This is a genomic window from Ruegeria sp. C2, from assembly GCF_056537765.1.
The window spans coordinates 70,840-96,699 of the sequence record NZ_JBQFRZ010000008.1; the positions used below are offsets into that span (position 1 = coordinate 70,840).

At 60.6% G+C, this 25,860-nt stretch carries 36 protein-coding genes; 21 read left to right on the forward strand and 15 right to left on the reverse strand.

Going from position 1 to position 25,860, the window contains the following annotated elements:
* Positions 1–14: 14 nt before the first annotated feature.
* On the reverse strand, positions 15–1,187 hold the full coding sequence (locus ACR0IV_RS18485; RefSeq protein WP_480660233.1) for a MalY/PatB family protein: 1,173 nt from the start codon (positions 1,185–1,187) through the stop codon (positions 15–17).
* 94 nt (positions 1,188–1,281) lie between these two features.
* On the opposite strand from ACR0IV_RS18485, the gene def (ACR0IV_RS18490) reads away from it, so the two are divergent.
* From def (ACR0IV_RS18490) to ACR0IV_RS18510, 5 genes are read left to right on the forward strand one after another with little or no spacing between them, the layout of a single operon-like run.
* The gene (gene def, locus ACR0IV_RS18490; RefSeq protein ID WP_480660232.1) at positions 1,282–1,800 is read left to right on the forward strand and encodes a peptide deformylase; all 519 of its coding nucleotides are present in this window, start codon (positions 1,282–1,284) and stop codon (positions 1,798–1,800) included.
* A complete protein-coding gene (gene def / locus ACR0IV_RS18495) occupies positions 1,797–2,291 on the forward strand; it encodes a peptide deformylase (RefSeq protein ID WP_480660231.1) in 495 nt (164 codons plus the stop codon). Before def (ACR0IV_RS18490) ends, def (ACR0IV_RS18495) begins: the two co-directional genes overlap by 4 nt.
* A 2-nt stretch (positions 2,292–2,293) precedes the next feature.
* Positions 2,294–3,208 carry a methionyl-tRNA formyltransferase gene (fmt, locus tag ACR0IV_RS18500; RefSeq protein ID WP_480660230.1) on the forward strand — a complete coding sequence of 305 codons (915 nt, stop codon included), beginning with the start codon at positions 2,294–2,296 and terminating at the stop codon, positions 3,206–3,208.
* A 6-nt stretch (positions 3,209–3,214) separates the two neighbouring features.
* Positions 3,215–3,451, forward strand: a complete 237-nt coding sequence (locus ACR0IV_RS18505) for a hypothetical protein (RefSeq protein WP_039541692.1) — start codon at positions 3,215–3,217, stop codon at positions 3,449–3,451.
* A gap of 1 nt (position 3,452) precedes the next feature.
* Positions 3,453–3,689 carry a GlsB/YeaQ/YmgE family stress response membrane protein gene (locus tag ACR0IV_RS18510; RefSeq protein WP_480470702.1) on the forward strand — a complete coding sequence of 79 codons (237 nt, stop codon included), beginning with the start codon at positions 3,453–3,455 and terminating at the stop codon, positions 3,687–3,689.
* Here ACR0IV_RS18510 and ACR0IV_RS18515 read toward each other — a convergent pair.
* The 7 genes from ACR0IV_RS18515 to ACR0IV_RS18545 all read right to left on the reverse strand — a co-directional run bounded on the left by ACR0IV_RS18515 (position 3,686) and on the right by ACR0IV_RS18545 (position 8,151).
* Positions 3,686–4,288 (reverse strand): COG3904 family protein, encoded by a 603-nt coding sequence (locus tag ACR0IV_RS18515; protein ID WP_480660229.1) that lies wholly within the window; start codon positions 4,286–4,288, stop codon positions 3,686–3,688. The two genes, ACR0IV_RS18510 and ACR0IV_RS18515, sit on opposite strands and share 4 nt — an antisense overlap.
* A gap of 17 nt (positions 4,289–4,305) precedes the next feature.
* Positions 4,306–4,929 carry a trimeric intracellular cation channel family protein gene (locus tag ACR0IV_RS18520; RefSeq protein ID WP_480660228.1) on the reverse strand — a complete coding sequence of 208 codons (624 nt, stop codon included), beginning with the start codon at positions 4,927–4,929 and terminating at the stop codon, positions 4,306–4,308.
* Complete coding sequence (gene rnhA / locus ACR0IV_RS18525; protein WP_480660227.1) at positions 4,926–5,393, reverse strand: ribonuclease HI; 468 nt, start codon at positions 5,391–5,393, stop codon at positions 4,926–4,928. Before rnhA ends, ACR0IV_RS18520 begins: the two co-directional genes overlap by 4 nt.
* Positions 5,386–5,973: a class I SAM-dependent methyltransferase gene (locus ACR0IV_RS18530; protein WP_480660226.1), complete on the reverse strand. Its 588-nt coding sequence runs from the start codon at positions 5,971–5,973 to the stop codon at positions 5,386–5,388. The genes rnhA and ACR0IV_RS18530 overlap by 8 nt, the downstream gene beginning before the upstream one ends.
* A complete protein-coding gene (locus ACR0IV_RS18535) occupies positions 5,970–6,422 on the reverse strand; it encodes a DUF3429 domain-containing protein (protein WP_480470697.1) in 453 nt (150 codons plus the stop codon). The genes ACR0IV_RS18530 and ACR0IV_RS18535 overlap by 4 nt, the downstream gene beginning before the upstream one ends.
* Complete coding sequence (gene ispH / locus ACR0IV_RS18540) at positions 6,419–7,369, reverse strand: 4-hydroxy-3-methylbut-2-enyl diphosphate reductase (protein ID WP_480470696.1); 951 nt, start codon at positions 7,367–7,369, stop codon at positions 6,419–6,421. Before ispH ends, ACR0IV_RS18535 begins: the two co-directional genes overlap by 4 nt.
* A 206-nt stretch (positions 7,370–7,575) precedes the next feature.
* The gene (locus tag ACR0IV_RS18545; RefSeq protein ID WP_480470695.1) at positions 7,576–8,151 is read right to left on the reverse strand and encodes a LabA-like NYN domain-containing protein; all 576 of its coding nucleotides are present in this window, start codon (positions 8,149–8,151) and stop codon (positions 7,576–7,578) included.
* Between the two features lie 126 nt (positions 8,152–8,277).
* Between ACR0IV_RS18545 and folK the strand changes: the two genes are divergently transcribed.
* From folK to ACR0IV_RS18585, 8 genes are all read left to right on the forward strand, one after another.
* Entirely contained in the window at positions 8,278–8,859 is a 582-nt protein-coding gene (gene folK, locus ACR0IV_RS18550; protein ID WP_480660225.1) for a 2-amino-4-hydroxy-6-hydroxymethyldihydropteridine diphosphokinase, read from the forward strand.
* Positions 8,860–8,953: 94 nt separating this feature from the next.
* Positions 8,954–9,307 carry a DNA-directed RNA polymerase subunit omega gene (gene rpoZ, locus ACR0IV_RS18555; RefSeq protein WP_010437681.1) on the forward strand — a complete coding sequence of 118 codons (354 nt, stop codon included), beginning with the start codon at positions 8,954–8,956 and terminating at the stop codon, positions 9,305–9,307.
* Positions 9,308–9,333: 26 nt separating this feature from the next.
* Entirely contained in the window at positions 9,334–11,466 is a 2,133-nt protein-coding gene (locus ACR0IV_RS18560) for a RelA/SpoT family protein (RefSeq protein ID WP_480470693.1), read from the forward strand.
* Positions 11,467–11,482: 16 nt separating this feature from the next.
* On the forward strand, positions 11,483–12,181 hold the full coding sequence (locus ACR0IV_RS18565) for a DUF2062 domain-containing protein (RefSeq protein WP_480470692.1): 699 nt from the start codon (positions 11,483–11,485) through the stop codon (positions 12,179–12,181).
* Positions 12,174–12,920 (forward strand): pyridoxine 5'-phosphate synthase, encoded by a 747-nt coding sequence (locus ACR0IV_RS18570; RefSeq protein WP_480470691.1) that lies wholly within the window; start codon positions 12,174–12,176, stop codon positions 12,918–12,920. Before ACR0IV_RS18565 ends, ACR0IV_RS18570 begins: the two co-directional genes overlap by 8 nt.
* On the forward strand, positions 12,917–13,537 hold the full coding sequence (locus ACR0IV_RS18575; protein WP_480660224.1) for a LysE family translocator: 621 nt from the start codon (positions 12,917–12,919) through the stop codon (positions 13,535–13,537). Before ACR0IV_RS18570 ends, ACR0IV_RS18575 begins: the two co-directional genes overlap by 4 nt.
* Entirely contained in the window at positions 13,534–14,157 is a 624-nt protein-coding gene (locus ACR0IV_RS18580; RefSeq protein WP_480660223.1) for a LysE family translocator, read from the forward strand. Before ACR0IV_RS18575 ends, ACR0IV_RS18580 begins: the two co-directional genes overlap by 4 nt.
* A complete protein-coding gene (locus tag ACR0IV_RS18585) occupies positions 14,154–15,131 on the forward strand; it encodes an NADPH:quinone reductase (RefSeq protein ID WP_480660222.1) in 978 nt (325 codons plus the stop codon). Before ACR0IV_RS18580 ends, ACR0IV_RS18585 begins: the two co-directional genes overlap by 4 nt.
* Before the next feature lie 2 nt (positions 15,132–15,133).
* Here the strand turns inward: ACR0IV_RS18585 and ACR0IV_RS18590 are convergent, their stop codons facing one another.
* A complete protein-coding gene (locus tag ACR0IV_RS18590; protein WP_480660221.1) occupies positions 15,134–15,982 on the reverse strand; it encodes an alpha/beta hydrolase family protein in 849 nt (282 codons plus the stop codon).
* A 114-nt stretch (positions 15,983–16,096) separates the two neighbouring features.
* Between ACR0IV_RS18590 and acpS the strand changes: the two genes are divergently transcribed.
* From acpS to rnc, 3 genes are read left to right on the forward strand one after another with little or no spacing between them, the layout of a single operon-like run.
* The gene (gene acpS / locus ACR0IV_RS18595; protein WP_480660220.1) at positions 16,097–16,516 is read left to right on the forward strand and encodes a holo-ACP synthase; all 420 of its coding nucleotides are present in this window, start codon (positions 16,097–16,099) and stop codon (positions 16,514–16,516) included.
* Between the two features lie 59 nt (positions 16,517–16,575).
* Positions 16,576–17,412, forward strand: coding sequence for a signal peptidase I (gene lepB / locus ACR0IV_RS18600; RefSeq protein WP_480660219.1), 837 nt, complete (start codon positions 16,576–16,578; stop codon positions 17,410–17,412).
* Entirely contained in the window at positions 17,409–18,089 is a 681-nt protein-coding gene (gene rnc / locus ACR0IV_RS18605; RefSeq protein WP_480470684.1) for a ribonuclease III, read from the forward strand. The genes lepB and rnc overlap by 4 nt, the downstream gene beginning before the upstream one ends.
* Before the next feature lie 111 nt (positions 18,090–18,200).
* Here rnc and ACR0IV_RS18610 read toward each other — a convergent pair whose 3' ends face one another.
* Positions 18,201–18,341 carry a multicopper oxidase domain-containing protein gene (locus ACR0IV_RS18610; protein WP_480470683.1) on the reverse strand — a complete coding sequence of 47 codons (141 nt, stop codon included), beginning with the start codon at positions 18,339–18,341 and terminating at the stop codon, positions 18,201–18,203.
* 214 nt (positions 18,342–18,555) lie between these two features.
* Between ACR0IV_RS18610 and era the strand changes: the two genes are divergently transcribed.
* The 3 genes from era to ACR0IV_RS18625 all read left to right on the forward strand — a co-directional run bounded on the left by era (position 18,556) and on the right by ACR0IV_RS18625 (position 20,285).
* Positions 18,556–19,464 (forward strand): GTPase Era, encoded by a 909-nt coding sequence (era, locus tag ACR0IV_RS18615; protein ID WP_480470682.1) that lies wholly within the window; start codon positions 18,556–18,558, stop codon positions 19,462–19,464.
* Positions 19,465–19,519: 55 nt separating this feature from the next.
* Positions 19,520–19,849: a DUF1491 family protein gene (locus ACR0IV_RS18620; RefSeq protein ID WP_480471918.1), complete on the forward strand. Its 330-nt coding sequence runs from the start codon at positions 19,520–19,522 to the stop codon at positions 19,847–19,849.
* Positions 19,850–19,961: 112 nt separating this feature from the next.
* Positions 19,962–20,285, forward strand: coding sequence for a SemiSWEET transporter (locus ACR0IV_RS18625; RefSeq protein WP_480470681.1), 324 nt, complete (start codon positions 19,962–19,964; stop codon positions 20,283–20,285).
* A 9-nt stretch (positions 20,286–20,294) separates the two neighbouring features.
* Here ACR0IV_RS18625 and ACR0IV_RS18630 read toward each other — a convergent pair whose 3' ends face one another.
* The gene (locus ACR0IV_RS18630) at positions 20,295–20,684 is read right to left on the reverse strand and encodes a VOC family protein (protein WP_480660217.1); all 390 of its coding nucleotides are present in this window, start codon (positions 20,682–20,684) and stop codon (positions 20,295–20,297) included.
* Between the two features lie 169 nt (positions 20,685–20,853).
* Between ACR0IV_RS18630 and recO the strand changes: the two genes are divergently transcribed.
* On the forward strand, positions 20,854–21,579 hold the full coding sequence (gene recO / locus ACR0IV_RS18635) for a DNA repair protein RecO (RefSeq protein WP_480470679.1): 726 nt from the start codon (positions 20,854–20,856) through the stop codon (positions 21,577–21,579).
* Here the strand turns inward: recO and ACR0IV_RS18640 are convergent.
* The 3 genes from ACR0IV_RS18640 to ACR0IV_RS18650 all read right to left on the reverse strand — a co-directional run bounded on the left by ACR0IV_RS18640 (position 21,563) and on the right by ACR0IV_RS18650 (position 24,418).
* Positions 21,563–21,955 carry an META domain-containing protein gene (locus ACR0IV_RS18640; protein ID WP_480470678.1) on the reverse strand — a complete coding sequence of 131 codons (393 nt, stop codon included), beginning with the start codon at positions 21,953–21,955 and terminating at the stop codon, positions 21,563–21,565. The genes recO and ACR0IV_RS18640 overlap by 17 nt on opposite strands.
* Before the next feature lie 12 nt (positions 21,956–21,967).
* Entirely contained in the window at positions 21,968–22,510 is a 543-nt protein-coding gene (locus ACR0IV_RS18645) for a hypothetical protein (protein WP_480660216.1), read from the reverse strand.
* Positions 22,511–22,726: 216 nt separating this feature from the next.
* Complete coding sequence (locus ACR0IV_RS18650; protein WP_480470676.1) at positions 22,727–24,418, reverse strand: acyl-CoA dehydrogenase family protein; 1,692 nt, start codon at positions 24,416–24,418, stop codon at positions 22,727–22,729.
* Positions 24,419–24,562: 144 nt separating this feature from the next.
* On the opposite strand from ACR0IV_RS18650, the gene ACR0IV_RS18655 reads away from it, so the two are divergent.
* Entirely contained in the window at positions 24,563–25,327 is a 765-nt protein-coding gene (locus ACR0IV_RS18655) for a sulfite exporter TauE/SafE family protein (RefSeq protein ID WP_480660215.1), read from the forward strand.
* Here the strand turns inward: ACR0IV_RS18655 and ACR0IV_RS18660 are convergent.
* Positions 25,324–25,788 carry a hypothetical protein gene (locus tag ACR0IV_RS18660; RefSeq protein WP_480485043.1) on the reverse strand — a complete coding sequence of 155 codons (465 nt, stop codon included), beginning with the start codon at positions 25,786–25,788 and terminating at the stop codon, positions 25,324–25,326. The genes ACR0IV_RS18655 and ACR0IV_RS18660 overlap by 4 nt on opposite strands.
* Positions 25,789–25,860 lie beyond the last annotated feature (72 nt).

A 25,860-nucleotide genomic window follows, 5' to 3' on the forward strand; every position in this document is an offset into this window, starting at 1 on the left:
GTCTCAGACGGGGTTTATTGCAAATCGCCAAAAGCAGCTTTCAACCGCGCGCAGGCTTCTTCCACCCGCGCGCGTTGCGTGGCCAGATTGAAGCGCTCGAAGGTTTCTCCGCCGGTGCCGAAACCGGGACCTGAGGATGTGGCGATCCGCGCGTCTTCGCGCAGCCGCTTTACGAATTCATCGTGATTCATCCCGGTGCCCGAGAAATCGACCCACGCCAGATAGGTCGCCTGCAAGGGCATCGACCACAGGCCGGGTATCTCGGCGATGGTGGCATCGAACAGTTTCCGGTTCGCATCCAGATGCGCGACCTGCGCATCGACCCATTTCGCACCTTCCGGCGAATAAGCGGCGGTGATCATCGCGACGCCCAAGGCGCTTGGGTCGTAATCCAGCGTGGTGATCCGGTGCCGCATCTCGGCCCGTAGCTTGGCAGCCGGGATGATCATGTTGCCCGTACGCTGGCCCGCGATATTGAACGTCTTCGACGCAGCGGTCAGGGTCACGGTCCACGGGCGCGCATCCGGAGCAGCCACATCCATCGGCACGAAGGTATTGCCCGGATAGACCAGATCATGGTGAATCTCGTCCGAGACCAGGATCAGCCCGTTACGCTCGGCAAACGCGGCTACAGCGCGCAGCTCCTCCGGTGTCCAAATTCGGCCCGAGGGGTTCTGCGGCGAGCACCACAACAGCAGTTTTTCCGACCCGTCCAGCCGCGACTGCGCATCGTCCAGATCAAGCGCGTAAGTTTCACCCTCACGCACCAACGGGCATTCGACCACACGACGGCCGGATTTGTTCACCTTATGCGCAAACTCATGGTAAACGGGCGTGAAGATCACTACGCCATCATCGGGCTTGCTCCAGACATCCAGACACAGCGCAATGGCGTTGCCCAGTCCTTGCGATGTCAGAATCCAATCGGTGTCGATCTCCCAGCCATGGCGAGTCTTCATCCACCACTGGACCGCGTTCAGATATTCAGGATGCATCCACGAATAGCCAAATGCGCCGTGATCAGCCGCTTTCCGTACCGCCTCGATCACGCAAGGGGCCGTGGCATAGTCGGAATCTGCCGTCCACATGGCCAGCCCATCCTCGGGCGAGACGCCGTATAGCTTCTCCATCTTGTCCCATTTCGAGCTGTTGGTGCCCCGGCGGTCGATCAGGTCATTGAAAGTCATGTCATCTCCATCTGTCGAGGCGAAAGCTAACCACAAATCCATCAGGTGCAAGGGGGCCGTTGCGGAGGCGGGCGCGATGGCCTAAATCAGCCCCATGAAACGCAATATCCTGATCCATCCCGATCCCCGCCTGAAAAAGGTCTGCGCGCCGGTGGCCGACATCACCGATGATCTGCGCAAACTGGCCGATGACATGCTGGAGACGATGTATGACGCGCCCGGTATCGGCCTCGCGGCACCGCAGATCGGTGTGCTGGATCGGCTGATCGTGGTGGATTGCGTCAAGGAAGAAGGCGAGGCCCCGCGCCCGCTGGTCATGTTCAACCCCGAGGTCATTGCGTCCTCGGACGAGACCAACGTCTATGAAGAAGGCTGTCTGTCGATCCCCGATCAATATGCCGAGGTCACGCGCCCCAAGACCGTGGACGTGACGTGGCTGGACCGTGATGGCAATCTGCAGCAGGAAACCTTCGATGATCTCTGGGCGACTTGTGTGCAGCACGAGATCGATCACCTGAACGGCAAGCTGTTCATCGACTATCTCAAACCGCTCAAGCGCCAGATGATCACTCGCAAGATGCAGAAGCTGAAACGCGAAAAGGCCCGCACATGACGGTGCGCACCTGCCTGCCATGGCCCGACAAACGCCTGCGCACCAAGGCTGATGACGTCTCTGAGATCACCGACGACATCCGCGCCATCTGGGATGACATGATCGACACCATGGAGGCGATGCCCGGCGTCGGCCTCGCCGCGACCCAGATCGGGGTGATGCTGCGGTTGGCTGTCGTGGATGGCTCAACCGAGCGGGGCCGCGCCGTGCGTCTGGCCAACCCGGAAATCCTTCACAGTTCCATCGAGCTGCGCGAGCATGAAGAAGCCAGCCCGAACCTGCCCGGCGTCTCGGCCAAGGTGAAACGCCCGCGAGCGGTCACGGTGAAGTTTCTCAACGAGCAGGGCCAGATCGACCGCCGCGATTTCGTTGGCATCGAGGCCACCAGTGTGCAGCACCAGATCGACCACCTGAACGGACGGATGTATTTCGACCAGCTCAGCAAGGTCAAACGCGACATGCTGTTGCGTAAGGCAAAAAAACAGGGGTAGCGATGCGCGTCAACTTCATGGGAACCCCCGATTTCTCGGTCCCGGTGCTAGATGCGCTGGTCGAGGCCGGGCACGAGATCGCTGCTGTTTATTGTCAGCCCCCACGCCCCGCCGGTCGCGGTAAGAAAGACCGCCCAACCCCGGTGCATGCCCGCGCCGAGGCGCTGGGTCTGCAGGTGCGCCACCCGATCTCGCTGAAATCCTCCGAAGAACAGGACAGTTTTGCTGCGCTCAACGCGGATATTGCTGTGGTCGTCGCCTATGGCCTGATCCTGCCGCAAGCTGTTCTGGACGCTCCGGCCCATGGTTGCCTGAACATCCACGCCAGCCTGCTGCCGCGCTGGCGCGGTGCCGCGCCGATCCATCGCGCGATCATGGCGGGTGATGCGCAGACCGGCATTTGCATCATGCAGATGGAGGCCGGGCTGGACACGGGCCCCGTTCTGCTGCGCGAGGTCACCGATATCGGCCCCGAGGAAACCACCGCGCAGCTGCATGACCGACTATCGGACATGGGTGCGGCGCTGATTGTTGAAGCACTGGAAAAGCTTCCTTCCCTGATCCCCGATCCGCAGCCCGAAGAGGGCGTCACCTACGCCGCCAAGATCGACAAATCCGAAGCGCGGATCGACTGGTCCGCCCCCGCCGTCGAAGTTGATAGAAAAATTCACGGCCTCTCTCCGTTCCCGGGCGCGTGGACCGAAATGGAAGGTGACCGGATCAAGCTCCTCGCTTCGCGGCTGGCCGAAGGGCAGGGCACACCGGGCGAGGTGCTGGACGACCAGCTGCGCGTGGCCTGTGGCGAAGGCGCGGTCGAACTGCTGCGCTTGCAACGGGCGGGCAAAGGCGCGCAGGATAGGGAAACGTTTCTGCGGGGCTGGCCCATCCCGGTCGGCACCCGCCTGTCATCGGAGTAAAGCCAGATGTTCATGATCCTGATGGGCACCGTCGTGATCGCCGGGATTGTGGGCTACCTGTCGGAAAAGACCGGCTTCACCCATAACGGCTATCTGCAGTCGATCATCATCTGTGTCGGCGGGGCCTTCTTGTTCTATTTCGTCCGCATCATGTTCGGCATTAGCTTTGGCCCGCCCGGATTGGACGCGGTGCTGTCCTCGATCGGCGCGCTGATCATCGTGCCCACCCATTGGAGGAAGTGACATGCCCATCGTCGCCCTGATCATCATCGGAGCCGCCGCAGGCTTTCTCGCCACCCGCCTGATGCGGATCGAGGCCGATATCCCGACCACGATGTTCATCGGCATCATCGGCGCGCTGGTGGGCGGGCTGATCCTGCGCACGCTCATCACAGTGATGGGGTGGCTGTCGGGTTTTGTTGGGGCCGTGCTGGGCGCGCTCCTGGTGATCTGGCTCTGGCAGACCTATCTGCGGCGTTAACGCGCCTCGCAAGTGGCAGTCGACCCCAGACGCGGCGCCTCGCGCGAGGTCATGTCGAACTGGTTTGCCTCGGCAGCGGTCATCCAATGCATTTCGTCCTCCGAGGCCACATCCAGCGTGAACCAGTAGAAACCGGGATCGACGCCGATATCCTGGAAATAGTCCAGATAGCGGTCATGTTCCGGGTGATCCTCGGGCAGGTCTGCGGCCACATACCCGCCGCCGCCCCAGCTGTGAACGCCCACGCAGGCGCCGGGTTCCAGCACCCGTCGATTGCCCGCCAGAAACAGATCAGTCCCGCCCGAGGCGACCAGCCCGTCCGACGGCACCACCGTATCGAACCCTTCCTCGCGCACGACACGGCTGAAGACCACGTTCGCGTCATCATCGACCGAGCCTTCGATATTCTGCAGCACCAGCGTTTTGATCCCGGGGTTTTCCGCGATCACATCTTCAAATGCGCTGAGCGTTGTGTGATCGATTGTGCCGCTGGCGACGATCTGCTCCCCCTCGGTTGTGAAGCTGACCGGGTTATACGGGTCCGCGCAGGCTGCAAGTAACGACAATGCGGCGGATAGGTAGAAATATCTGAGAACCATCGCGTGTGTCCTTTGCTTCATCGCCGGGGTGGTCGGGCCTTGTAAACCGGCAATTGCCAGCCAAACAACAGTGAACCGGCGCGCAACGCCCAGCAAACCAAAGCGCACAGACCCAGCGCAATCAGGCCCTCCAGCCCAATGCGGGTCGCCAACACTGCGGTCAGGGCCCCGGCAAAAGCGCAGGAGACATAGAGCTGGCCCTGTTTCAGCACCAGCGGCACCTCGTTGCAGACCACGTCGCGCATCAACCCGCCCAGACAGCCGGTGGTGACGCCCATCAGCACGACGATGACACCGGACTGACCCAGCGACAGAGCCGCACCGGTACCGGCGGCCACTGCGATGGACAGGGCGAAACTGTCGAGCCAGACCAGCCAGTTGTACCGGCTTTCCACCAGATGCGCGGTGAAGAACACAAGCACCGCCGCCCCGCAGGCGATCAGGATGTAGTCGGGCTGACCAACCCAGAACACCGGATGCCGATTCAGCAGAAGGTCCCGCATGGTGCCACCGCCAACCGCTGTCAGGCAGGCGATGAAGGCAAACCCGACCAGATCCAGCTGCGCCCGGCTGGCGACCAGCGCTCCGGTCAGCGCAAAGACCAGAACCGAAGCATAGTCCAGCAGGGCAAGCCCGTTCACGCCTGCGCCTTCTTGGGTTTGAACGGGGCCATGCCCGCGCGGGCCAATTCGTCGGCCCGTTCGTTCTCGGGATGGCCCGCATGGCCTTTGACCCATTCCCAGGTCACCCGATGCCGCTCTTGCGCCTCATCCAGCCGCTGCCACAGGTCGACATTCTTGACCGGCTTCTTGTTCGAGGTCTTCCAGCCGTTCCGCTTCCATCCGAAAATCCACCCCGTAACACCGTTCTTCACATAGGCGCTGTCGGTGACAATGGTGATCTCCGAGGCGCGCTCCAGCGTCTCCAGAGCGCTGATCGCGGCCAGCAGTTCCATCCGGTTGTTGGTGGTCTCGGCTTCTCCGCCGTTCAGCTCGCGCTCTTTCAGAACGGTCTCACCGTCCATTGCGCGCAGCAGCACGCCCCAGCCGCCGGGGCCGGGATTGCCGGAGCAGGCTCCGTCGGTATAGGCAAACAAATCAGGCATGGGCAAACACCAGAATGAACCCGTCATAAGATCCGGCCAGCCCCTTGCCCACACCCTGCACGGCACGGTCAATGGCAAATCCGGCGGTGGTCAGCGCGTCCTCGATCTGGGCCTCCGTATAATAGGTGTAGTAACGATCCAACTCGTCGCGATGTTCACCCGAGCCCAGTTTCATTCCCAGAAACAACTGGCCGCCGGGTTTCAGCGCCCGGTGGATTGCGCTCAGATGACGTGGGAAATCCGCGCGCGGCGCGTGCAGCAGCGAAAAGCTGGCATAAACACCGTCATATTTCGCCACTTCGGTGACATCGTCGAACGTGCCCAGATGCGCGTCCACGCCGTTGCCGCGCGCGTGCTCGACAAAGGCGGGCGTGGCATCCAATGCCCGCACCTTCAGCCCTTGCCGCATCAGAAATGCGCTGTCCGATCCGGGTCCCGATCCCAGATCCAGCACATATCCACCTTCGCCAACAGCATCGGTAAAGGCCTGCCGCGCCTCAAGCTGCTCGGTGGGCAGGGGCATGCTCAGATAGTCCGACACCCGGTTGGTATAGGCATTGATTGTCCGGTCATCACTCATAGGTAAACTCCCACGGCAAGACAGGCGAGCACGATGGCGGTCAACAGGATGCGCAGCCGCATCCACCAGACCGGGGTCAGTCGCCAGTAAGAAAACAGTGCGTCCAGCAAAAGCAAGCCCGCAAACCCGTACATCAGGTTGGTGCCCGCACTAACCGGGCCTCCGCCGGTCTTGAGGAAAGCCCAAAGCGCGGGCAGGACCGAGAGCGTATAACAGGTCGCGGCCTTGCTGCCCGAGGTCTTGGTGGCGAACCCCCACAGAACGCCGGACATGAAGCTCAGGATCACCGAGCCATAGAACAGCTGAACATATGGCCCCACGAACCGCGACCCCAGCGCCTGTCGGCCCCAATCGTTCAGGTCGCCATTCAGATAGGTCAGCGCCCCCCAGACAAACGGGATCAGCCCGGCCAAACCAAGAAACAGTGGCGCGCGGGGGATACCGCTCATGCTGGCTCCCGCAATACGCGGGGGACCTTGAACTCGACATTCTCGACGGCGGTCTCGACCAGTTCGACAGTGACCTCGTAGTGGTCGCGGAACGCATCGATCACCTCATTGACCAGCACCTCGGGGGCGGATGCCCCGGCGGTGATGGCAATGCTCGAAATCCCCTCCAGCGCCCGCCAGTCGATCTCGGTCGCGCGCTGTACCAGCTGCGCATACTCGCAGCCCGCGCGCGAGGCGACCTCGACCAGACGGCGCGAGTTCGACGAGTTCGGTGCGCCGACCACCAGCAACGCATCGGATTTCGGCGCAACCGCCTTCACCGCTTCCTGCCGGTTGGTGGTGGCATAGCAGATGTCTTCCTTATGCGGGCTGACGATGGCCGGGAAGCGCGCCTCAAGCGCAGCGATGATATCCTTGGTGTCGTCGACCGAAAGTGTCGTCTGGGTGACAAAGGCCAGCTTGTTGGCGTCGCGCACATTCACCTGTGCCACATCCTCGACCGTTTCGACCAGCAACACCTCACCCTCGGGCAGTTGCCCCATGGTGCCGACGGTTTCGGGGTGGCCCTTGTGGCCGATCATGATCATCTGCAGCCCGGCATCCGCATGGCGCTGCGCCTCGACATGCACCTTTGAGACCAGCGGGCAGGTCGCGTCGACATAAATCATTTCGCGCTGCTGAGCAGTGGCAGGCACCGACTTCGGCACCCCATGAGCCGAGAAAATCACCGGGCGGTCATCGGGGCACTCATCCAGCTCCTCGACAAACACCGCACCCTTGGCGCGCAGACCGTCAACGACGAATTTGTTGTGCACGATCTCATGCCGCACATAGACCGGAGCCCCCCATTTCTGCAGGGCCATTTCCACGATCTTGATGGCGCGATCCACACCGGCGCAGAACCCGCGCGGGGCGGCCAGATACAGTGTCAGCGGCGGCTTTTTCATTCGGCGTTCTCCTCGACCGAACACCTAGGTCTTTTCATTGCCATGGTCCAGACAGGAGCGCGTCATTTACCTGACATGAATCACTGTTAGCAAAGGGGTGTTTTCAGCACCTATCCCTTTAAAAGTGGTGCGGCCAGGGCTTCTGGCCCTGGCCGCACATAATCCGTCAAACCCCATGGGTGAGTGAGTGGTGGGGTTTGGTGGAGTTACTGACCGCCGGCAGCCGCAATGCTGCGCGGCTCGGTCGGCATTTCACGCGGAGGTCGGCCGATCACGTCGCGCAGGTCCTCCAGCTCGATGAAGTTGTCCGCCTGGCGGCGCAGCTCGTCTGAAATCATCGGCGGTTGGCTGCGAATGGTCGAGACGACCGAAACGCGTACGCCCTGACGTTGCAGGCTGGCAATCAGCGGGCGGAAATCCCCATCGCCCGAGAACAGCACGATATGATCCACGCGCGGTGCCAGTTCCATGGCATCGACCGTCAGTTCGATATCCATATTTCCTTTGACTTTCCGACGCCCCATGCTGTCGGTGTATTCCTTGGCCGGTTTGGTGACCATGGTGAAGCCGTTATAGTGCAGCCAGTCCACCAGGGGCCGGATCGGGGAATACTCGTCGTTTTCCAGTAGCGCTGTGTAGTAGAAAGCTCTAAGCAGTTTGCCTCTGCGCATGAATTCCTGACGCAGCAACTTGTAGTCGATGTCAAACCCCAGTGCCTTTGCGGCTGCATAAAGATTCGAGCCGTCGATGAACAGCGCTAGCCGTTCGTCCTTGTAAAACATAAAAATGGTCCTTCCGGTATAAGCCACCGCACCGTGAGCTCCGTGAGTGTAAATTAATTGGTCAGTGCAATGGTGCGCTTAAAATAGGCCTTTTGGCTTACATCGCAAGTATTCTCTGGTCCGAATGTGGGGTCCGAAGTGGTCAAATCATTGTCAAAAGCAGTCATCGCGCTGGGCGCAAATCTCACTCTGAGTGATAATGAGCCCGAGGTGACACTCAAGCAGTCTTTGCGCGCAATGGTTAACGTAGGGTTAGTGATTCGCGCCCAAAGCCGGTTTTTTGCCACCCCCTGCTTTCCGGCGGGGGCAGGGCCGGATTATGTCAACGCTGCGGTTTTGATCGAAACGGACCTCACGCCGCAGGCGGCTCTGGACCTGCTGCACCGTATCGAACATGAGTTTGGCCGCGCCCGCGAACAGCGCTGGGGGATGCGCACGCTGGACCTCGATCTGGTCTGCTGGGGCGATCTGGTGCTGCCCGATCAGGCCGAATATCACCGCTGGCTGACCCTGCCGCCCGAGGATCAGGCCAAATCCGCGCCGGATCAGCTGATCCTGCCGCATCCCCGCCTGCAGGACCGCGCTTTTGTGCTTGTTCCGATGGCGGATGTTGCTCCCGATTGGTGCCATCCCGTGCTGGGCCGGACCGTGACGCAGATGGTTGCCGCCTTGCCGCCCGGGGATGTGGCCGAGGTCAAGCCTCTGTGATCCTCGCATTTGCGGCATTTCCTGCTTGTCAAGGCGGGGATTCGCGCTTAGATAAACCCCTTCCTGCCACGGATTCATTTACGGAGAGCGCCCCATGGCCCGCGTTACGGTCGAAGATTGTGTAGACAAGGTCCCGAACCGGTTCGAACTGGTGATGCTTGCAGCCCACCGGGCGCGCGAGATTTCTGCCGGTGGCCCGATCACCGTTGACCGCGACAACGACAAGAACCCCGTTGTCTCGCTGCGCGAAATCGCCGACGAAACCCAGAGCGCCGATGAATTGCGCGAGCGTCTGATCGAGGCCAACCAGACTCAGATCGAGGTTGATGAGCCCGAAGAAGATCAGATGGCGCTGCTGATGGGTGCGGAATCCGACAAGCCCGCGGATGACGACATGTCCGAAGAAAAGCTCCTGCGCGCTCTGATGGAGGCTCAGGGCCAGGGGTAAATCCCAGCGACAAAGGTGCGGACCGGATGATTTCAGCAGAAGACCTGATTGCGCTGGTCCGCAATTACAATCCCAAGACAAATGCTGAACGCATCGCTCGGGCCTATGAGTTCGGGATGCAGATGCATGAGGGGCAGTTCCGCCATTCCGGCGAGCCCTATTTCTCGCACCCCGTTGCCGTTGCCGCCATCCTGACCGAACAGCGTCTGGATGATGCGACCATCATCACGGCCCTGCTGCACGACACGATCGAGGACACTAAGGCCAGCTATGGCAAGGTCTCCGAACTGTTCGGGGAAGAGGTCGCCAAGCTGGTCGATGGCGTCACCAAGCTGACCAACCTGCAGCTGTCCAGCCGTGAGACCAAACAGGCCGAGAATTTCCGCAAGCTGTTCATGGCCATGTCCAAGGACCTTCGGGTTATTCTGGTCAAACTCGCCGACCGCCTGCACAACATGCGCACGATCAAGGCGATGCGCCCTGAAAAGCAGGTGCAAAAAGCGCGTGAGACAATGGATATTTACGCGCCGCTTGCGGGCCGCATGGGGATGCAATGGATGCGCGAGGAACTCGAAGACCTTGCCTTCCGCGTGCTGAACCCCGAAGGCCGCCAGTCGATCATCCGCCGCTTTATCACTCTGCAACGCGAAACCGGCGATGTGATCCATCGCATCACCGGCGACATGCGCCACGAATTGGAAAAGGCGGGGATCGAGGCCGAGGTCTTTGGCCGCGCCAAGAAACCCTATTCGATCTGGCGCAAGATGCAGGAGAAGGATCAGGGCTTCTCGCGCCTTTCCGACATCTACGGATTCCGCATCATCACCCGGACCGAGGAAGACTGCTATCGCACCCTCGGCGCGATCCACCAGCGTTGGCGCGCGGTGCCCGGGCGGTTCAAGGACTACATCAGCCAGCCGAAATCGAACGGATACCGCTCGATCCACACCACTGTATCGGGCCGCGACGGCAAACGGGTCGAGGTTCAGATCCGCACCCGTCAGATGCATGACGTGGCCGAAACCGGCGTTGCGGCGCATTGGTCCTATCGTGACGGTGTGCGCTCGGAAAACCCGTTTGCGGTCGATCCGGCCAAGTGGATTTCCAACCTCACCGAACAGTTCGACAGCGAAGATGATCACGAGGATTTCCTCGAAGCAGTCAAGCTCGAGATGTACTCGGACCAGGTTTTCTGCTTCACCCCCAAAGGCGATGTGGTGAAACTGCCGCGCGGGGCGACGCCGATTGATTTCGCCTACGCGATCCATACCCGCATCGGCCATGCCTGCGTCGGCGCCAAGGTCGATACGATCCGCGTGCCGCTGTGGACGCGCCTCAAGAACGGGCAGTCGGTGGACATCATCACCGCCGACGGCCAGATGCCCCAAGTCACATGGCTGGAGATTGCGGTCACCGGCAAGGCGCGCACCGCCATCCGCCGGGCCCTGCGCGAGGTGGACCGCGAACGCTTTATCAAGCTGGGCAAGGAACTCGCCCGCGCCGGGTTCGAAAATCTCGGTCGCAAGGCCACCGACAAGGCGCTGGACACCGCCGCCAAACACCTGCGCCTGAAAGATCGTCATGAATTGCTGGCCCGTCTGGGCAGCGCCGAGCTTACCGCCCATGAGGTGGTCGAGGCGGTATATCCCGAGCTTACCAAGGATGACGGAGATGCGATTTCTCCCCGTCGTGCGGTGATCGGGCTTGAACCGGGCCAGAAATTCGACCGCGCGCCTTGTTGCCAGCCGCTGCCGGGTGAGCGGATCGTCGGCATCACCTTTCGCGGTAAGGGCGTTGTAGTACACGCCATCGACTGCGATCGTCTGTCCGAATATGAAAACGAACCTGACCGCTGGGTCGATCTGCACTGGCATTCGGGCACCCACCCGGCGGTCTATGGCGCGACGCTCGATCTGACCATCGGCAACGATGCCGGGGTGCTGGGGCGCATTTGCACATTGATCGGCGAGAAAAAGGCCAATATCTCGAACCTCGAATTCGTCGACCGCAAACCGGATTTTTACCGCCTGATGATCAATGTCGAACTGCGTGACCTTGAACAGCTGCATTCGCTGATGCTGATGCTTGAGGCCGAAAGCGATGTTGCCGCGGTCGAGCGGTACCGGGAAAGCGCGAAACCCGCTGTCGCGGCTGGCTGAGAAGGGGTGATCACGAGTGGTTTTCAAGCGCCGAGATCGCCGCTCAGCCGTTCAGATTGCGTCCGAGTTCGTCTATCCGCGCGGTGGATGGACCCGCGCCTTTCACTATGTCAAACACCGGGTTCGCCGCCTGCCTGACAGCCCCGAACGCATCGCGCGCGGCATCGGGGCAGGGGTATTCGCCTCGTTCACGCCTTTCTACGGCTTGCATTTCCTGGTCGCCGCAGTCCTGGCCCGCCTGCTGAACGGCAACATTCTGGCCGCGCTCAGCGGCACGTTCTTCGGCAATCCCCTGACCTATGTGCCGATAGCGGTCATCAGCCTGCAAACCGGGCATTTCATGCTGGGCACCAAGTTCCGCAAGCATGACACGGACGGGCTGATGGGGAAGTTTGCCGATGCGATGGGCGACCTCAAAGACAATTGCATCGCCATGTTCACGGATCGTGAGGCCGACTGGCACGGGCTCAGCCGGTTCTATGACGATGTGTTCTTTCCCTACATGATCGGCGGCGTCATTCCGGGCATCGTGGCCGGGGTGATCTGCGCCTATCTCAGCCTGCCGCTGATCCGCACCTATCAGCAGCGCCGCCGCGCCAAGATCAAGGCGAAGTTTGAACAAATCAAACGCCTTGCACAGGCAGAGGCTGACGTTCTTCCAACAAAACCACTAGGCTCGACCTCAGGGACAATGAAGGATTCGAAAGATGTCTGACAACCATTTGCGTCTGGGCGTGAATATCGACCACGTGGCCACCATCCGCAACGCCCGTGGCGGGGCATACCCTGATCCGATCCGCGCCGCGAAACTGGCCGAAGAGGCTGGGGCCGACGGTATAACCGCCCACCTGCGCGAAGATCGCCGCCATATCCTGGACGCCGATATCGAAGGGCTGATGGAGGCGCTGACCGTGCCGCTGAACTTCGAGATGGCCGCGACGGATGAGATGCAGAAAATCGCACTGCGTCACAAGCCGCACGCCGTCTGCATCGTCCCCGAAAAGCGCGAGGAACGCACCACCGAAGGTGGGCTCGAAGTCGCGCGCGAGGAAAACAAGCTGGCCCATTTCATTGCGCCCCTGCGCGATGTGGGCTGCCGCGTCTCGATCTTCATCGCCGCAGACCGACGCCAGATCGACGCCGCCCACCGCATCGGGGCCGAAGTGATTGAACTGCACACCGGCGCCTATTGCGACTTCCATGCCGAGGGCAAACTGGATGATGCCGCGCGCGAACTGGAAGCCCTGCGCGAAATGTCTGCCTATGCCCATTCGCTTGGGTTGGAAGTCCACGCCGGCCACGGCCTGACCTACGACACCGTGCAACCGGTGGCGGCCTTCCCCGAAGTGCGCGAGCTGAATATCGGCCACTTCCTCATCGGCGAAGCCATCTTCCGCGGCCTCACCCCAGCGGTCCACGAAATGCGCCGCCTGATGGACGAGGCGCGGGAATGATTGACCTCACTTCACTGGCGATCACAGCACTTGCTTTTTTCGTCGTCGCAGTCTCACCCGGCCCTGCAAATATTTCCAACGCCGCGGTGGCGATGAGCTTCGGGCGTAAGACCAGCCTTATCTATGGCCTGGGCCTGTCCTGCGGTCTGGTATTCTGGGGGCTGGTTGCTGCAAGCGGAATGGGCGCGGTTCTGCAAAGCTCGCTTTATGTTCTGATGATGCTCAAGGTGCTGGGTGGGTTGTATCTATTGTGGCTTGCATGGCAGTCGGGACGCTCTGCTCTGCAATCTGACGCGGCCAGAGTTTCCATCCCCGCCAAGGGCAAATGGTTCTGGCGCGGGCTTTTCCTCAACCTCTCCAACCCGAAATCGGTTGTCGCATGGATGGCGGCCTTGTCAGTAGGCCTCGGGCCTGAGGATGGGCTGCTCTCGGTCGTCGTCGCGACGCTGATTTGCATGCTTGCAGGTTTTCTCAACAATTTCCTCTATTCGATGTTTTTCTCGATAAGCGGTATGATGGCCGGATATCGCCGCTTCCGTCGTTGGATCGACGGAGTTGTCGCCGGGTTGTTCGCCGTTGCGGGCCTCGGATTGATCAGATCGGCCTTCACGCGATGATCACCACTGGCTTCATAGCAATCTGGATCGCTTGGCTGATGGCCGGGGGCTCTCCGGGGCCTGCCACGATGGGCATCGCCGGAACCGCCATGAACGAGGGCCGCACTGCCGGTCTGGCATTTGCGCTGGGCATCTGCGCGGGCTCCGCCGCGTGGGGCATAGCCGCCGCGCTGGGGCTGTCGGCGATCATGCTGGCCAATGTCTGGGTGTTCGAAGTGATCCGCTATATCGGCGTCGCTTATCTGGGTTGGCTGGCGTTCAAGGCCCTGCGCCGTGCCATGTCCTCGGATGAGGTTGCGCTGGGCAAGCCGGTTACCGGCTCGTTGGGCACGATCTTTGCCAAAGGCGCAGCCATCCACCTGACCAACCCGAAGGCGATCCTCAGCTGGGGATCGATCTACGCTATCGTCGCCCCCAACGATGCCAGCCTTGCCATGCTGCTGGGCTATTTCGCCATGCTCTATGCGGGCTCATTGTTGGTCTTCATCGGCTACGCCTTCCTGTTTTCGTCTGCGCGGATGGTCAGTGCCTATCGCCGCGCCCGCCGCTGGTTCGATTTTGCCTTCGCCGGCTTCTTCGGCGTGGCCAGCTACAAAATTTTCACGGTGAGGTTGTCATGAAGGCAATTACATATCGCGGCTTTGGTCCCGCATCCGACGTTCTCGAACTAACCGACATGCCCACGCCCGACCCCGCTCCGGGCGAGGTGCTGGTGCGCGTCCACGCCAGCGGTATCAACCCCTCCGACGTCAAGCTGCGCGGCGGTGCGCGTCCGGGCGCGGTGATGCAATTCCCGGTGATCACCCCCCATTCGGACGGGGCAGGGGTGATCGAGGCGGTTGGCGAAGGTGTCGATCCGGTCCGCGTGGGTGAGCGTGTGTGGATCTGGAACGGCCAATGGCAACGCGCGTTCGGCACCGGGGCCGAATACATCGCGCTCCCCTCCGATCAGGCGGTGCATCTGCCCGACACCACCAGCTTTGCCGAGGGCGCCTGTTTCGGCATTCCCGCCATGACGGCATGGTACGCGCTTTTTGCCGATGGCCCGATCACCGACCAGACCATCCTTGTCACCGGAGGCGCAGGGACCGTCGGGCGCTACGCCTGCCAGATGGCTGCGCTGGGCGGGGCACGGGTGATCACTACCGTCAGTTCTGACGAAAAAGCCGCCCATTCCGGCGCTTCCGAATGGATCAACTACCGCACCCAAGACGTGACCGAGGCGGTGATGGATATGACCAAAGGCGCCGGCGTCGACCGCATCGTCGAGGTCGATTTCGCCGCCAACCAGACGGCCTCGCTTGCGATGATCCGCCCCTGTGGCACGATCGCCAGCTATGCCTCGGCCTCACAAATGAAGCCCGAGCTGGATTTCTACGGCTTCATGTTCAAGAACATCCGTCTGCATATGCTGATCGTCTATCAGTTGGACGCCATCGCCCGCCGCCGCGGCGAGGCACAATTGGGCGCATGGCTGGAGCAGGACGCATTAACCCACGCCGTCGTCCCCGGCGGAGGATTGGCGGATGCGGCCAAAGCCCACGCAATGGTCGAGGCCGGACAAAAGCTCGGCACCGTGGTGCTGGAGGTCTGACACTATTGACCAATTGGCAGGGCCAGGAACCAGTCGGCGACCCGATCTGGCCAATCGCTCTGCCGCCCGTGACCATGTGGGCCAAGCGACAGAACGACTGATCCGGCTGTGCAGTTGGACCAGTGCTTGTCCCAGTTTGGCCCTTCGGTTTTTACCTTGTTTGCCATCTGCCCGCAGCCGTTTGTGCGGTTCAGAATGCCGACGGATTTCATGACGCTGCCTTGCTCGAAATGCAGACCGCCAAAGACTGCCTCGCGCCCTTCGAAGGGGACGGTGCGATCCGCAAAGCCATGGCTGTGATGCATATGCACGGGGCCGCTGCAGCGCCGCCACATCGGTTCCCAGAACGCGCCAGAGGCCGAGGCGTAGGCGGCCGCAAACTCGTGATCGGTGCAAGCCTTGTCCCATACCATAGACCCGCCGCGCGAATAACCTGCCAACAGGATTCTGCCCGGATCGAGCTTAAACCGTGCCAGAGCATCCTCTTTGATCTTCTGCAGAGCAATCAAATCATCCCGAGGCCAGCGGTGCCCATCATGCACACCCCAATCCAGGATTTTTGGATTGCCGACATCAACCTGTCCGTCGGGGGCGATGAATGCGATGCCACGGCTGGTAAAGGCATCGACCAGTGCGGCGCGATTGACGGCTGCGTTTGCCGTCGCTGCATAGCCGTGCAAGAAGATGACACTCGGCGCGTTCTCGGGATTTTCGGGTAAAACCACCCGATAGCTCAGCGCGTCGACGCGGCAGGGATCTGCCTCGGAACCACAAGGCTGAGGCTCGGCCAGCACAGGGACAACTGGGCCAATGGTGAGTGCAAGGATTGAAATGAACGCCTTTCTCAACATGGCCAGCTCCGCCAGACTACACAAAACAGTTCGACTGTAGCACATGACCCGCGATCTGCTTGCCATTGGGTCTCATTTAAAGTTGATTGGCACCACCTTAGACTTGAGAAACGCATGATCCTGGGCATCGGCTCCGACCTCGCCAATATTGACCGCATCCAAGGCACGCTCGACCGCTTCGGCGACCGGTTTCGCAACCGCGTCTTTACCGAAACCGAACAGCGAAAGGCCGAACGCCGCCACGACACCGCAGGCACCTACGCCAAGCGCTGGGCCGCGAAAGAGGCGTGTTCCAAGGCGCTGGGCACCGGCTTGCGCATGGGCATCGCGTGGAAGGATATGGCGGTGACCAATCTGCGCACCGGCCAACCCGTCATGCATGTCACCGGCTGGGCCGCCGAACGCCTGAACGAGATGACCCCCGAAGGTCATGAGGCAATCATCCACGTCACCCTGACCGACGATCACCCCTGGGCGCAGGCCTTTGTGGTGATCGAGGCCCGCCCGCTTCACGAAGCGCCCGCGCAGCCTTGACTTGCCCCCAACCGACCCGCATGTAGCACCCCAACCACGCACAGACTGGAGAGAGCAGTATGGCCGAGGAAGCCAAATCCGGAAACGCCGTCTGGGAGACGATCAAAACCATCGTCTACGCCCTGCTGATCGCGGGCGTTTTCCGCACCCTGTTCTTTCAGCCGTTCTGGATTCCGTCCGGCTCGATGAAGCAGACCCTGCTGATCGGGGATTTCCTGTTCGTCAACAAGATGGCCTATGGCTATTCCTACGCGTCCTGCCCCAGCCTGATCATCCCCAGCGTCGGACTGAACATCGACGCAGAAGATATCTGCGGCTGGATGAAAGGCGACAACACCCGCATTCTGGGCGGCGAGCCTGAACGCGGCGACGTCATCGTTTTCCGCCACCCGGTCACGGGCCGCGACTATATCAAGCGCCTGATCGGCATGCCGGGTGACCGGGTTCAGGTGCGTCAGGGCCAGATCATCCTGAATGGCACCCCTGTGCCGCAACAACCCGATGGCGTCTTTAGTGAATTGGCCGAACCACAAGGCCCGCAAGGCCTGCGCCCGCGCTGCGAAAACGGCCCCGTAGGCTTTGGTGGAGAATGCGAAAAGACCCGCCTGATCGAAACCCTGCCCAATGACGTGTCATACGATGTACTGAACATCGGCAATCAGGGGTCCGACAATACCGGCATCTACACCGTGCCCGAAGGTCACTATTTCTTCATGGGCGACAACCGCGATAACTCAGCCGACAGCCGCCTGCCGCAATCTGCTGGCGGGGTCGGTTACGTCCCATACGAAAACCTGATCGGTCGCGCCGACCGCATCATGTTCTCCTCTGCAGGCCGGTCGATGCTGTTCTTCTGGACATGGCGCGGTGATCGCTTCTTCAAGGCGGTCAATTGAAGTTATCGGCCGATATAAAGGCATTCCAGCAGCGATTGGGGTACGAATTCTCCGACCCCGAACTGCTGGTGCGCGCGCTGACCCACGGGTCGGTATCTTCACCCACGCGCCCCGACAATCAGCGGCTCGAATTTCTGGGTGATCGCGTGCTGGGCCTTGTCATGGCCACAGCCCTGCTTGAGGCCGACAAGAAAGCCTCCGAAGGCCAACTCGCCCCCCGTTTCAACGCGCTGGTCCGCAAAGAGGCCTGCGCCGACGTCGCCCGCCAGATCGACCTTGGTGCGGTGCTGAAACTGGGCCGGTCCGAGATGCTGTCCGGAGGCCGCCGCAAACAGGCCCTGCTGGGCGACGCGATGGAGGCGGTTATCGCCGCCATCTACCGTGACGCAGGCTTCGAGGCGGCCCGAGACGTCATCCTCGCCCTCTGGGGCGACCGCATCCACAAGGTCGAGGCCGACGCGCGCGACGCCAAAACCGCTCTACAGGAATGGGCGCAAGCACGCGGCCAGAAACCGCCTGCTTATGTTGAGGTCAAACGCACCGGCCCCGACCACGCCCCCATCTTCACCATCGCCGCCCGCCTGCAGGACGGCACCGAAGCGCAAGCCACCGCAGGCTCTAAACGTCAGGCTGAACAGGCGGCGGCCAAAGCACTTCTGGATTCGCTGACGCAATAGCAACACCATCCACCCCGGCACCGGATCCCTCCTTCATTTGGCCAAGAATATCTCAGGGGGTTTGGGGGGCTGGCCCCCCAATCGATCGGGTTGGCGCAGCCAGTTCGATCTTCAAGCAACCCGAAGAAATCCGGTCAGACCCGTTTTCTGGCGTTCAATCACATGACAATGAAACGCCCAGCCACCGGGATTGTCCGCGACCAGGCCGATCTCGACCGTCTTACCCTTCGACGGCAACATCGTATCCGTCATCAGGTCAAGCACTCCCGCAGCAGTTTCGCTGCCCGGGAGAAACCTGTGACGTCTCACGTCTTGCCTCACTGAAAGGATGATCGCTTGGCTGGCTTTGGCGCGGCGCACCACCTTGACCCAATCCACAGGCCGGGTCGCAATGCGACAAATCCCTCTGGCCCGCCCGGGCATTCTGCTATAGGGGTGCGCACTTGCAAACAGGATCGCAGAACACATGACCACACGCGCCGGATTTATCGCCCTGATCGGAGAGCCCAACGCAGGCAAATCCACCCTTCTGAACCGCATGGTCGGGGCCAAGGTTTCGATCGTGACCCACAAGGTGCAAACCACCCGTGCCCGCATCCGGGGCGTGGCGATGGAAGGTGACGCGCAACTAGTCTTTGTCGACACCCCGGGCCTCTTCAAACCCCGCCGCCGTCTGGACCGTGCGATGGTCGCCGCCGCTTGGGGCGGGGCGGCTGATGCGGATGTGGTCGTGCTGATGGTCGAGGCCCATCGCGGCATCACCGAAGGGGTCGAACGCATCCTCGAAGGGCTCGAAGAGATCGGGCAGGGCCGCACCATCGCGCTGGCGATCAACAAGATCGACAAGGTTCCGTCTGAGAAGCTGCTGGCCCTCACCAGCGACCTGAACGCACGCTATCCCTTTGCCGAAACCTTCATGATCTCGGCCGAAAAAGGCCACGGCGTCGACGATCTGCGCAAATGGCTCGCCTCGGAACTGCCCGAAGGCCCATGGCTTTATCCCGAAGACCAGATCGCCGATCTGCCGATGCGCATGATCGCCGCCGAGATGACGCGCGAAAAGCTGACCCTGCGCCTGCATCAGGAACTGCCCTATCAGCTGACGGTCGAGACCGAGAACTGGGAAGAGCGCAAAGACGGCTCGGCCAAGATCGATCAGGTCATCTACGTTATGCGTGACGGCCACAAAGGCATCGTGTTGGGCAAACGGGGCGAGACCATCAAGGCCGTCAGTCAGGCGGCGCGGGCCGAACTCGAAGAGTTCCTCGACCGCAAGATCCACCTGTTCCTGCAGGTGAAAGTCCGGCCCAACTGGCTGGAGGAATCCGAGCGTTACTCGGAAATGGGTCTGGATTTCAAAGACGGCAACGCATGACTGAGGCCAAGAATTTTCGCCGAAAATTCTTATGTCCAGCGGCGAGGTCCGCGCGATGACCCGGCTGACTGCGGAATTTTGGGTTCATGCCTATCTCGCTCGGCTTCGGTTTCAGGAAATCCCGGCCTTCGTCGTGGTCCATGGCGATGACACTGCGGGCGCGGTGCTGGTCAAACTCAATACGCTCGACGGTCAGGCAATAGCATTCCAACGCAGTTTCGACCTGATGAGCGGCGAACGAAAATGGGTGGAACTCTCCAGCGGCCCCGAGGCTGATGTGGATGCCGCCGTTACCAGACAACGCAGCTTTGACCCTGATCTCTGGGTAGTTGAGGTCGAAGATCGTCAGGGGCGGCACTTGCTGGGTGAAGAAGGGCTTGAATAAACCCCGCTGGATGGGCCTTTGACGCGCGGATCAAAGCGGCTATTTTGATGCTGAACCCGGGCGGTCAGTACCGGCCTGACCTTAGTATGGCGCAAGACGATGAGGTATTTGCGTGGCTGAAACGATTGCTGAGAAACTGGAAAAATCGGAACTTGGCCACTGGATGCAGCGGTTCGAGGGTTTCATGGTCTTTGTCGGCGTCGTCGGTCCATTCGCCACGCTTCCGCAGCTGATCAAGCTCTACTTTACCCACTCGCAACACGCGACGGGTCAGTCGCTGCTCTCGTGGTCGCTCTATGCCGCACTGTCGTTTCTGTGGTTCGCCTATGGGTTGGTGGTGGGAAAGTTGCCCATCTATGTGGGCAACGGGATCTCGATGGTGCTGAACCTGCTGATGGTCATCGGAATTCTGATCCACGCAGGTATGACGTTCTGAAGAACAGCTTCACCCTTCGTCGCCGAGATAGACAAAACTCATCTTGTTGCCATCCGGGTCGCGCGCATAGGCTCCAAAGAAGTTCGGGCCATATTGGGGGCGTTCGCCCGGATCACCTTCATTCGTTCCGCCATTGGCGAGCGCCGCCGCATGCGCTTCTCGCACTTCCGCTTCGCTTTGACACAACAGGCCAACCATATTGCCGTTCCCGACGGTCGCCGCTTCTTTGTCAAACGGCGTTGCAACCCACATCGATCCGCCGTCGCGCAGCCCATAACAGACAGCGTGCGGCATGTATTCGGCGATAACTTTCCCACCAATCCGGGGCACAACCGCGTCATAGTAAGTGCGTGCTTTGGCGACGTCGTTTGAACCGATCATGACATAGTTGAGTGACATTTCTGAAATCCCATTGATAAGAACATAAAGTGAACATTAACAGCTGAAGCACAGAACCGCAACGTGTTTAAAAGATCTTCCACAAAGCTGACCTGACCCGTTTGTACCTTGCACCTGTAACGGCCATAAGATTTCCTGCGGACATATCTGGGACTGAACGAGGCCAAGCTTGGACTGGCGTGATCACGGCATACTTCTGACCTCTCGCCGCCATGGTGAGACGGCGGCGATTATCGAGGTCTTCACCGAAGCCCACGGTCGTCACGCGGGTGTCGTGCGCGGGGGAACCAGCCGTAAGATTGCACCGATTCTGCAACCCGGCGCGCAGCTGGACGTGCTCTGGCGCGCGCGGCTTGAGGAACATCTGGGCACCTTTCAGGTCGAACCCCTGCGCTCGCGCGCAGCGGCTGCGTTTTCGGGGCGGCTGGCGCTGGCGGGGCTGAACGCGGTGGTGGCGCTTCTGTCTTTCTGCCTGCCCGAACGCGAACCGCACCCCGCGATCTACAAGCAAACCGAACAGCTGATGGATTTGCTGGGGCAGGATGAGGTTTGGCCACTGGCCTATCTGCGCTGGGAACTGGCCCTGCTGGAAGAGCTGGGCTTTGGCCTCGACCTTTCAAGCTGCGCGGTGACGGGCGCGACCGAGGGGCTGGTCTATGTCTCTCCGAAAACGGGCCGCGCTGTCAGTGCGGCGGGGGCAGGGGAGTGGGCAGACAAGCTGCTGCCGTTGCCACCCTGTTTGCGCGGCGAAGGCGCTGCGCCGGATGACGAGATTGCCGACGCGCTGCGCACGACCGGGTATTTTCTGGAAAACCATCTGGCCCCGTCGCTGGGCCACACTCCGCTGCCAGAGGCACGCGCGCGCTTTGTGGCGCAGTTTACTCGACGGCTTTGAACACCATCTCGTGCCCGTCCTCGTTGCGCAGGATCAGCACATCGCCGGACACTTCGGATTGCGTCATCGCCATCAGCGCGGCGAAATAGAACCCTTCGGCCTCAAGCCCGGCACAAGCCGCACGGGTGGCGGCCAGATCAGCGATCTCGAACCACGGATACGGCGCGTTCAGCTTGCCCGAATAGGTGTTGCAGGGGGCGTTGCCCTCGATCCGCCCTTCCTCGGGAAAGCGCAGCAGGGCGCTGGCCTCAAAAGGCTGTCCGTCGATCTCCTGCAGCGCCCATGTCTGATCCGCCGCGCCATAGGCGGCAAGCGTCTCATCCTCTTTACATTGGAACAAGGTCAGCAAGGGCAGGAGCAAGGTCAGACGTAACATCGCAGTATCCTGTCAGTAGGGGTTCACGCCGCTGATCAGCTCTTCGCGCACCTCAAGGCGGGGTCGCCAATTGTATTTGGTATCCTCGCGCACCTGATCCCAGTACAGCACTCCGCTGTTGCGCCACGGGTCGAGGATGATGCCTTCATACATCGAATCTCCCTTGGCACTGATCAGGGCTGAATGGTGGATGATCCGGAACGCGGTTGGCGGAGAGGTAGCCCAGTGCAGGTCCAGTGTCTGAAAGTTCTCTTGCTTCAGGCGTGTGGTCATGGCCTGCGCCCAGTCGTTACACAGGCCTTTTTCACGAAACCCGTTGATGATCTTCGCGTTGTGAATGATGGCCGAATCGGTGACGTTCCATTCCTGTTTCAGTTGATTGGAATAGGCATAAGATATCTCGGCTGCACGCCGCGCCTCGGCAGGGTCAACCTTCGGGTCAAGCTGCTGGATCGCTTGTGCCAACTGGTCCACATCATCGGGCCCGGTGTTTGGTGCCATGGCGCATCCGGCAAGGGCCATGCAGGTGGCCAAAACTGCGATGATGATCTTCACGCTCGATTCTCCTCTGGCCAGCTTGGGCGCTGGGTTTGGTTGACGCCCTTTACCTGATTTCTGCACCCGATCCGAGGGGGAAGTTTCGCCCATTAAGCCCTGAAACCGAGTTGTACAACTCGGAAGAAATAGGCCTGAAGGTCCGTACAACACGGAAGAAAAAGAAAACCCGGCGCAAGGCCGGGTTCAGTTGGGGAAACCGCGTCGCTTCGGGCGTCAGCCCAGCAATCGACGCGCGATGACTTGCGCCTGTATTTCTGCGGCGCCTTCAAAGATATTTAGGATGCGCGCGTCACAAAGCACGCGGCTAATTTTGTATTCCAGAGCGAAGCCGTTACCGCCATGAATTTGCAAGCCGTTATCCGCCGCCGCCCAAGCAACCCGTGCGCCCAGCAGCTTGGCCATCCCGGCCTCAAGGTCGCAACGTTGACCGTGATCTTTTTCCCAAGCAGAATAATAAGTTAGCTGTCGCGCGATCATGATCTCGACCGCCATCATCGCCAGCTTGCCCGAGACGCGAGGGAAATTGATCAGAGATTTGCCGAACTGCTTGCGGTCTTGTGCATATTGCATGGCAATGTCCAAAGCACTCTGCGCTACGCCGATGGCGCGGGCAGCCGTTTGGATGCGGGCAGACTCGAAGGTTTCCATTAACTGCTTGAAACCTTTGCCTTCTTCGCCGCCCAGCAGGTTTTCGCCCTTCACTTCGAAGCCGTCAAATCCCAGCTCGTATTCCTTCATGCCACGATAACCCAACACCTCAATCTCACCACCAGTCATGCCGGGCGTGGGGAAGGGGTTCTCGTCGGTTCCAGGTGTCTTTTCAGCCAGGAACATGGACAGCCCACGGTGATCGGTACTGTCGGGATTAGTCCGCGCCAACAAGGTCATCACATGGGTGCGCGCCGCGTGCGTGATCCATGTTTTATTGCCTGTTATCTTATAGTTACCGTCTTCGTCCTTGACGGCCCGCGTGCGCAGGCTGCCCAGATCCGAGCCTGTGTTGGGCTCAGTGAAAACGGCAGTCGGTAGAATTTCGGCGCTGGCCAGCTTGGGCAGCCAGTTGGCCTTTTGCTCATCCGTGCCACCCGCGATAATCAACTCTGCAGCAATCTCAGAGCGGGTGCCCAGAGAGCCCACACCGATATAGCCGCGCGACAGTTCCTCGGACACCACGCACATTGAGGCTTTGGACAGGCCAAACCCACCGAATTCCTCGGGGATGGTCAGGCCGAACACGCCCATTTCGGCAAGTTCTTCGATGATCTCGATCGGGATCAGCTCGTCCTTCAGATGCCAGTCATGAGCATTTGGCTCAACCTTTTCAACGGCATAGCGGCGGAACTGGTCGCGGATCATTTCTAGTTCTTCGTCCAGACCCGAAGCGCCAAACATGGTGGCGCCGGACTGGTCCTGCATCAGCTCAACGAGACGGATGCGGGCGGCCTGAGAATTGGCCTGCGCCATCAGGGTCTGCACTTCGCTGCACTGGAAGCCCGACAATGCGTCCCAGCCGAGGCCAAGGTCTTGCAAACGCACAACTTCCCCTTGGTTCATCGGGATACCACCGGCGATCTGGTGCAGATATTCGCCGAATGCGATCTGGTGCAGCAATTGCTCCATCTCGCCGAATTTGCCTTCGGCCTGAAGCGCTTCGGCCCAGCGTTGCATCTGCTGCAGCGACTGGTGATAGGTCGCCAGCCAGGCCAGCCCATGCGCAGCCGTCTGGTGTGCTTCGATCAACGCGCCCGAGATGCGGCCTTCGCTGGTCACCATCGCGCGCACGGAAACGAGCGCTTTGTCGAACACCGTTTCAACAGCGGGTAATGCAGCCGCGCTGAGTGTCAGAAGGTCGGGCAAAACCGCTGGCTGCGTCATGTTCGTCATATCCTGTCCGTCATGGGCCATGAATCACGTCCTCTGCTGGGTCGTCTGGTCATATCATGCTGCACGTGCAGCGCAACAAAAATACGCAAATAGCCGGTGAAAAGTTCAAATATTTCTCAGTTAATTTTGCAATGCAGAAAAATCCTGGGCTGATATGAAGGGCCGATGGAACTGTTTTCGCTGATGTCCCCGCAGGAATTTTATCTTGCTTTGGTCGTGGCTTTCGTCGCTGGCTGGGTCAAAGGCATGGTTGGCTTTGCCATGCCGATGGTGCTGGTGTCGGGGCTCAGCATGATGCTGCCGCCCGAACTGGCGCTGGCGGGTCTGATCCTGCCCACATTGGTGACCAACGGGGTGCAAGCCCTGCGCGAAGGTGTACCTGCCGCCGTGGCGTCGGTCCGAAAATTCAGGGTGTTTCTCGGGGTCGGGCTGGTGTGCCTTCTGGCCAGTGCTCAGCTGATCAACCTACTGTCACAAAAGGCTTTTCTGCTGATCCTCGGCGCGCCGGTCTCGTTCTTCGCCCTGGTGCAACTGCTTGGTCTGAAGCTGACGCTGCGAGCACCTTCCCTGCGGGTTGAAGCCATGGTTGGCGCAGTGGCTGGTGCCGTCGGTGGCATCTCAGGTGTGTGGGGGCCGCCAACCGTGGCCTATCTGACGGCGCTGAATACGCCGAAAAAGGATCAGATGCGGGTTCAGGGCGTGATCTATGGTTTGGGCGCCGTGGCGCTTATCGTGGCGCATCTGGGTTCGGGAATTTTACGGGCCGAAACAGCGGTGTTTTCTGCGTTGCTGATTGTACCGGCACTGGCCGGAATGCGCGGTGGCCAGTTTCTGCAGGACCGCATCGATCAGGCGCAATTCCGACGGCTCACATTGCTGGTTCTGCTGATTGCTGGGCTGAACCTGCTGAGGCGCGGCATTATGGGTTAGCTGCGTCTCTCGGCAAAACGGAAAGCGAAGTGCAGGCCCAGCATCAGGAAGAACAGGCCCGAGATATCTCCGATCAGATAAGCGATGTATTCGGCGGTGGCGCTGCCGAACGCCATGTTGGTCAGGCCCGAGACCAGAAATGAGGTCACGACACCGATGCCCATGATGCACGACCAGCACGGGCTCCGATCTGCGCGGGGGAACAGATCCCATCCCAGCGCTTTGCAGGCATAGAATGCTGCCGGAACCGTGGTGACCGCTATGGCGATTGCCAGCAGTCTGCTGGGCATGAAGACATCCCAGCCGCCGATCATGGCAAAGACGATGAAGACGCCGGGCAGCAGTGCGAAGATCGCGCGCCACCCCAATAACCATGCTGCCAATACACGAACGCCATGTGGCAGGAACAGCAGGCTGGCGTGGCTGGGGTACTCTGGAAAGAACACGTTTTGCAGGGGCATCAGAACCTCGAATGTGAGGAAAGATGCCGCCACGTAGGCCAAAGAGGCAAAAAATGTGTCAGAGGCCCATCT

Coding starts and splice junctions, on each gene's coding strand:
- ACR0IV_RS18485 (WP_480660233.1), bottom strand. CDS start 1,187: ATGACTTTCAATGACCTGATCGACCGCCGGGGCACCAACAGCTCGAAA.
- def (WP_480660232.1), top strand. CDS start 1,282: ATGAAACGCAATATCCTGATCCATCCCGATCCCCGCCTGAAAAAGGTC.
- def (WP_480660231.1), top strand. CDS start 1,797: ATGACGGTGCGCACCTGCCTGCCATGGCCCGACAAACGCCTGCGCACC.
- fmt (WP_480660230.1), top strand. CDS start 2,294: ATGCGCGTCAACTTCATGGGAACCCCCGATTTCTCGGTCCCGGTGCTA.
- ACR0IV_RS18505 (WP_039541692.1), top strand. CDS start 3,215: ATGTTCATGATCCTGATGGGCACCGTCGTGATCGCCGGGATTGTGGGC.
- ACR0IV_RS18510 (WP_480470702.1), top strand. CDS start 3,453: ATGCCCATCGTCGCCCTGATCATCATCGGAGCCGCCGCAGGCTTTCTC.
- ACR0IV_RS18515 (WP_480660229.1), bottom strand. CDS start 4,288: ATGGTTCTCAGATATTTCTACCTATCCGCCGCATTGTCGTTACTTGCA.
- rnhA (WP_480660227.1), bottom strand. CDS start 5,393: ATGCCTGATTTGTTTGCCTATACCGACGGAGCCTGCTCCGGCAATCCC.
- ACR0IV_RS18530 (WP_480660226.1), bottom strand. CDS start 5,973: ATGAGTGATGACCGGACAATCAATGCCTATACCAACCGGGTGTCGGAC.
- ACR0IV_RS18535 (WP_480470697.1), bottom strand. CDS start 6,422: ATGAGCGGTATCCCCCGCGCGCCACTGTTTCTTGGTTTGGCCGGGCTG.
- ispH (WP_480470696.1), bottom strand. CDS start 7,369: ATGAAAAAGCCGCCGCTGACACTGTATCTGGCCGCCCCGCGCGGGTTC.
- ACR0IV_RS18545 (WP_480470695.1), bottom strand. CDS start 8,151: ATGTTTTACAAGGACGAACGGCTAGCGCTGTTCATCGACGGCTCGAAT.
- rpoZ (WP_010437681.1), top strand. CDS start 8,954: ATGGCCCGCGTTACGGTCGAAGATTGTGTAGACAAGGTCCCGAACCGG.
- ACR0IV_RS18560 (WP_480470693.1), top strand. CDS start 9,334: ATGATTTCAGCAGAAGACCTGATTGCGCTGGTCCGCAATTACAATCCC.
- ACR0IV_RS18570 (WP_480470691.1), top strand. CDS start 12,174: ATGTCTGACAACCATTTGCGTCTGGGCGTGAATATCGACCACGTGGCC.
- ACR0IV_RS18575 (WP_480660224.1), top strand. CDS start 12,917: ATGATTGACCTCACTTCACTGGCGATCACAGCACTTGCTTTTTTCGTC.
- ACR0IV_RS18580 (WP_480660223.1), top strand. CDS start 13,534: ATGATCACCACTGGCTTCATAGCAATCTGGATCGCTTGGCTGATGGCC.
- ACR0IV_RS18585 (WP_480660222.1), top strand. CDS start 14,154: ATGAAGGCAATTACATATCGCGGCTTTGGTCCCGCATCCGACGTTCTC.
- ACR0IV_RS18590 (WP_480660221.1), bottom strand. CDS start 15,982: ATGTTGAGAAAGGCGTTCATTTCAATCCTTGCACTCACCATTGGCCCA.
- acpS (WP_480660220.1), top strand. CDS start 16,097: ATGATCCTGGGCATCGGCTCCGACCTCGCCAATATTGACCGCATCCAA.
- lepB (WP_480660219.1), top strand. CDS start 16,576: ATGGCCGAGGAAGCCAAATCCGGAAACGCCGTCTGGGAGACGATCAAA.
- ACR0IV_RS18610 (WP_480470683.1), bottom strand. CDS start 18,341: ATGACGGATACGATGTTGCCGTCGAAGGGTAAGACGGTCGAGATCGGC.
- era (WP_480470682.1), top strand. CDS start 18,556: ATGACCACACGCGCCGGATTTATCGCCCTGATCGGAGAGCCCAACGCA.
- ACR0IV_RS18620 (WP_480471918.1), top strand. CDS start 19,520: ATGACCCGGCTGACTGCGGAATTTTGGGTTCATGCCTATCTCGCTCGG.
- ACR0IV_RS18630 (WP_480660217.1), bottom strand. CDS start 20,684: ATGTCACTCAACTATGTCATGATCGGTTCAAACGACGTCGCCAAAGCA.
- ACR0IV_RS18640 (WP_480470678.1), bottom strand. CDS start 21,955: ATGTTACGTCTGACCTTGCTCCTGCCCTTGCTGACCTTGTTCCAATGT.
- ACR0IV_RS18650 (WP_480470676.1), bottom strand. CDS start 24,418: ATGGCCCATGACGGACAGGATATGACGAACATGACGCAGCCAGCGGTT.
- ACR0IV_RS18655 (WP_480660215.1), top strand. CDS start 24,563: ATGGAACTGTTTTCGCTGATGTCCCCGCAGGAATTTTATCTTGCTTTG.
- ACR0IV_RS18660 (WP_480485043.1), bottom strand. CDS start 25,788: ATGCCCCTGCAAAACGTGTTCTTTCCAGAGTACCCCAGCCACGCCAGC.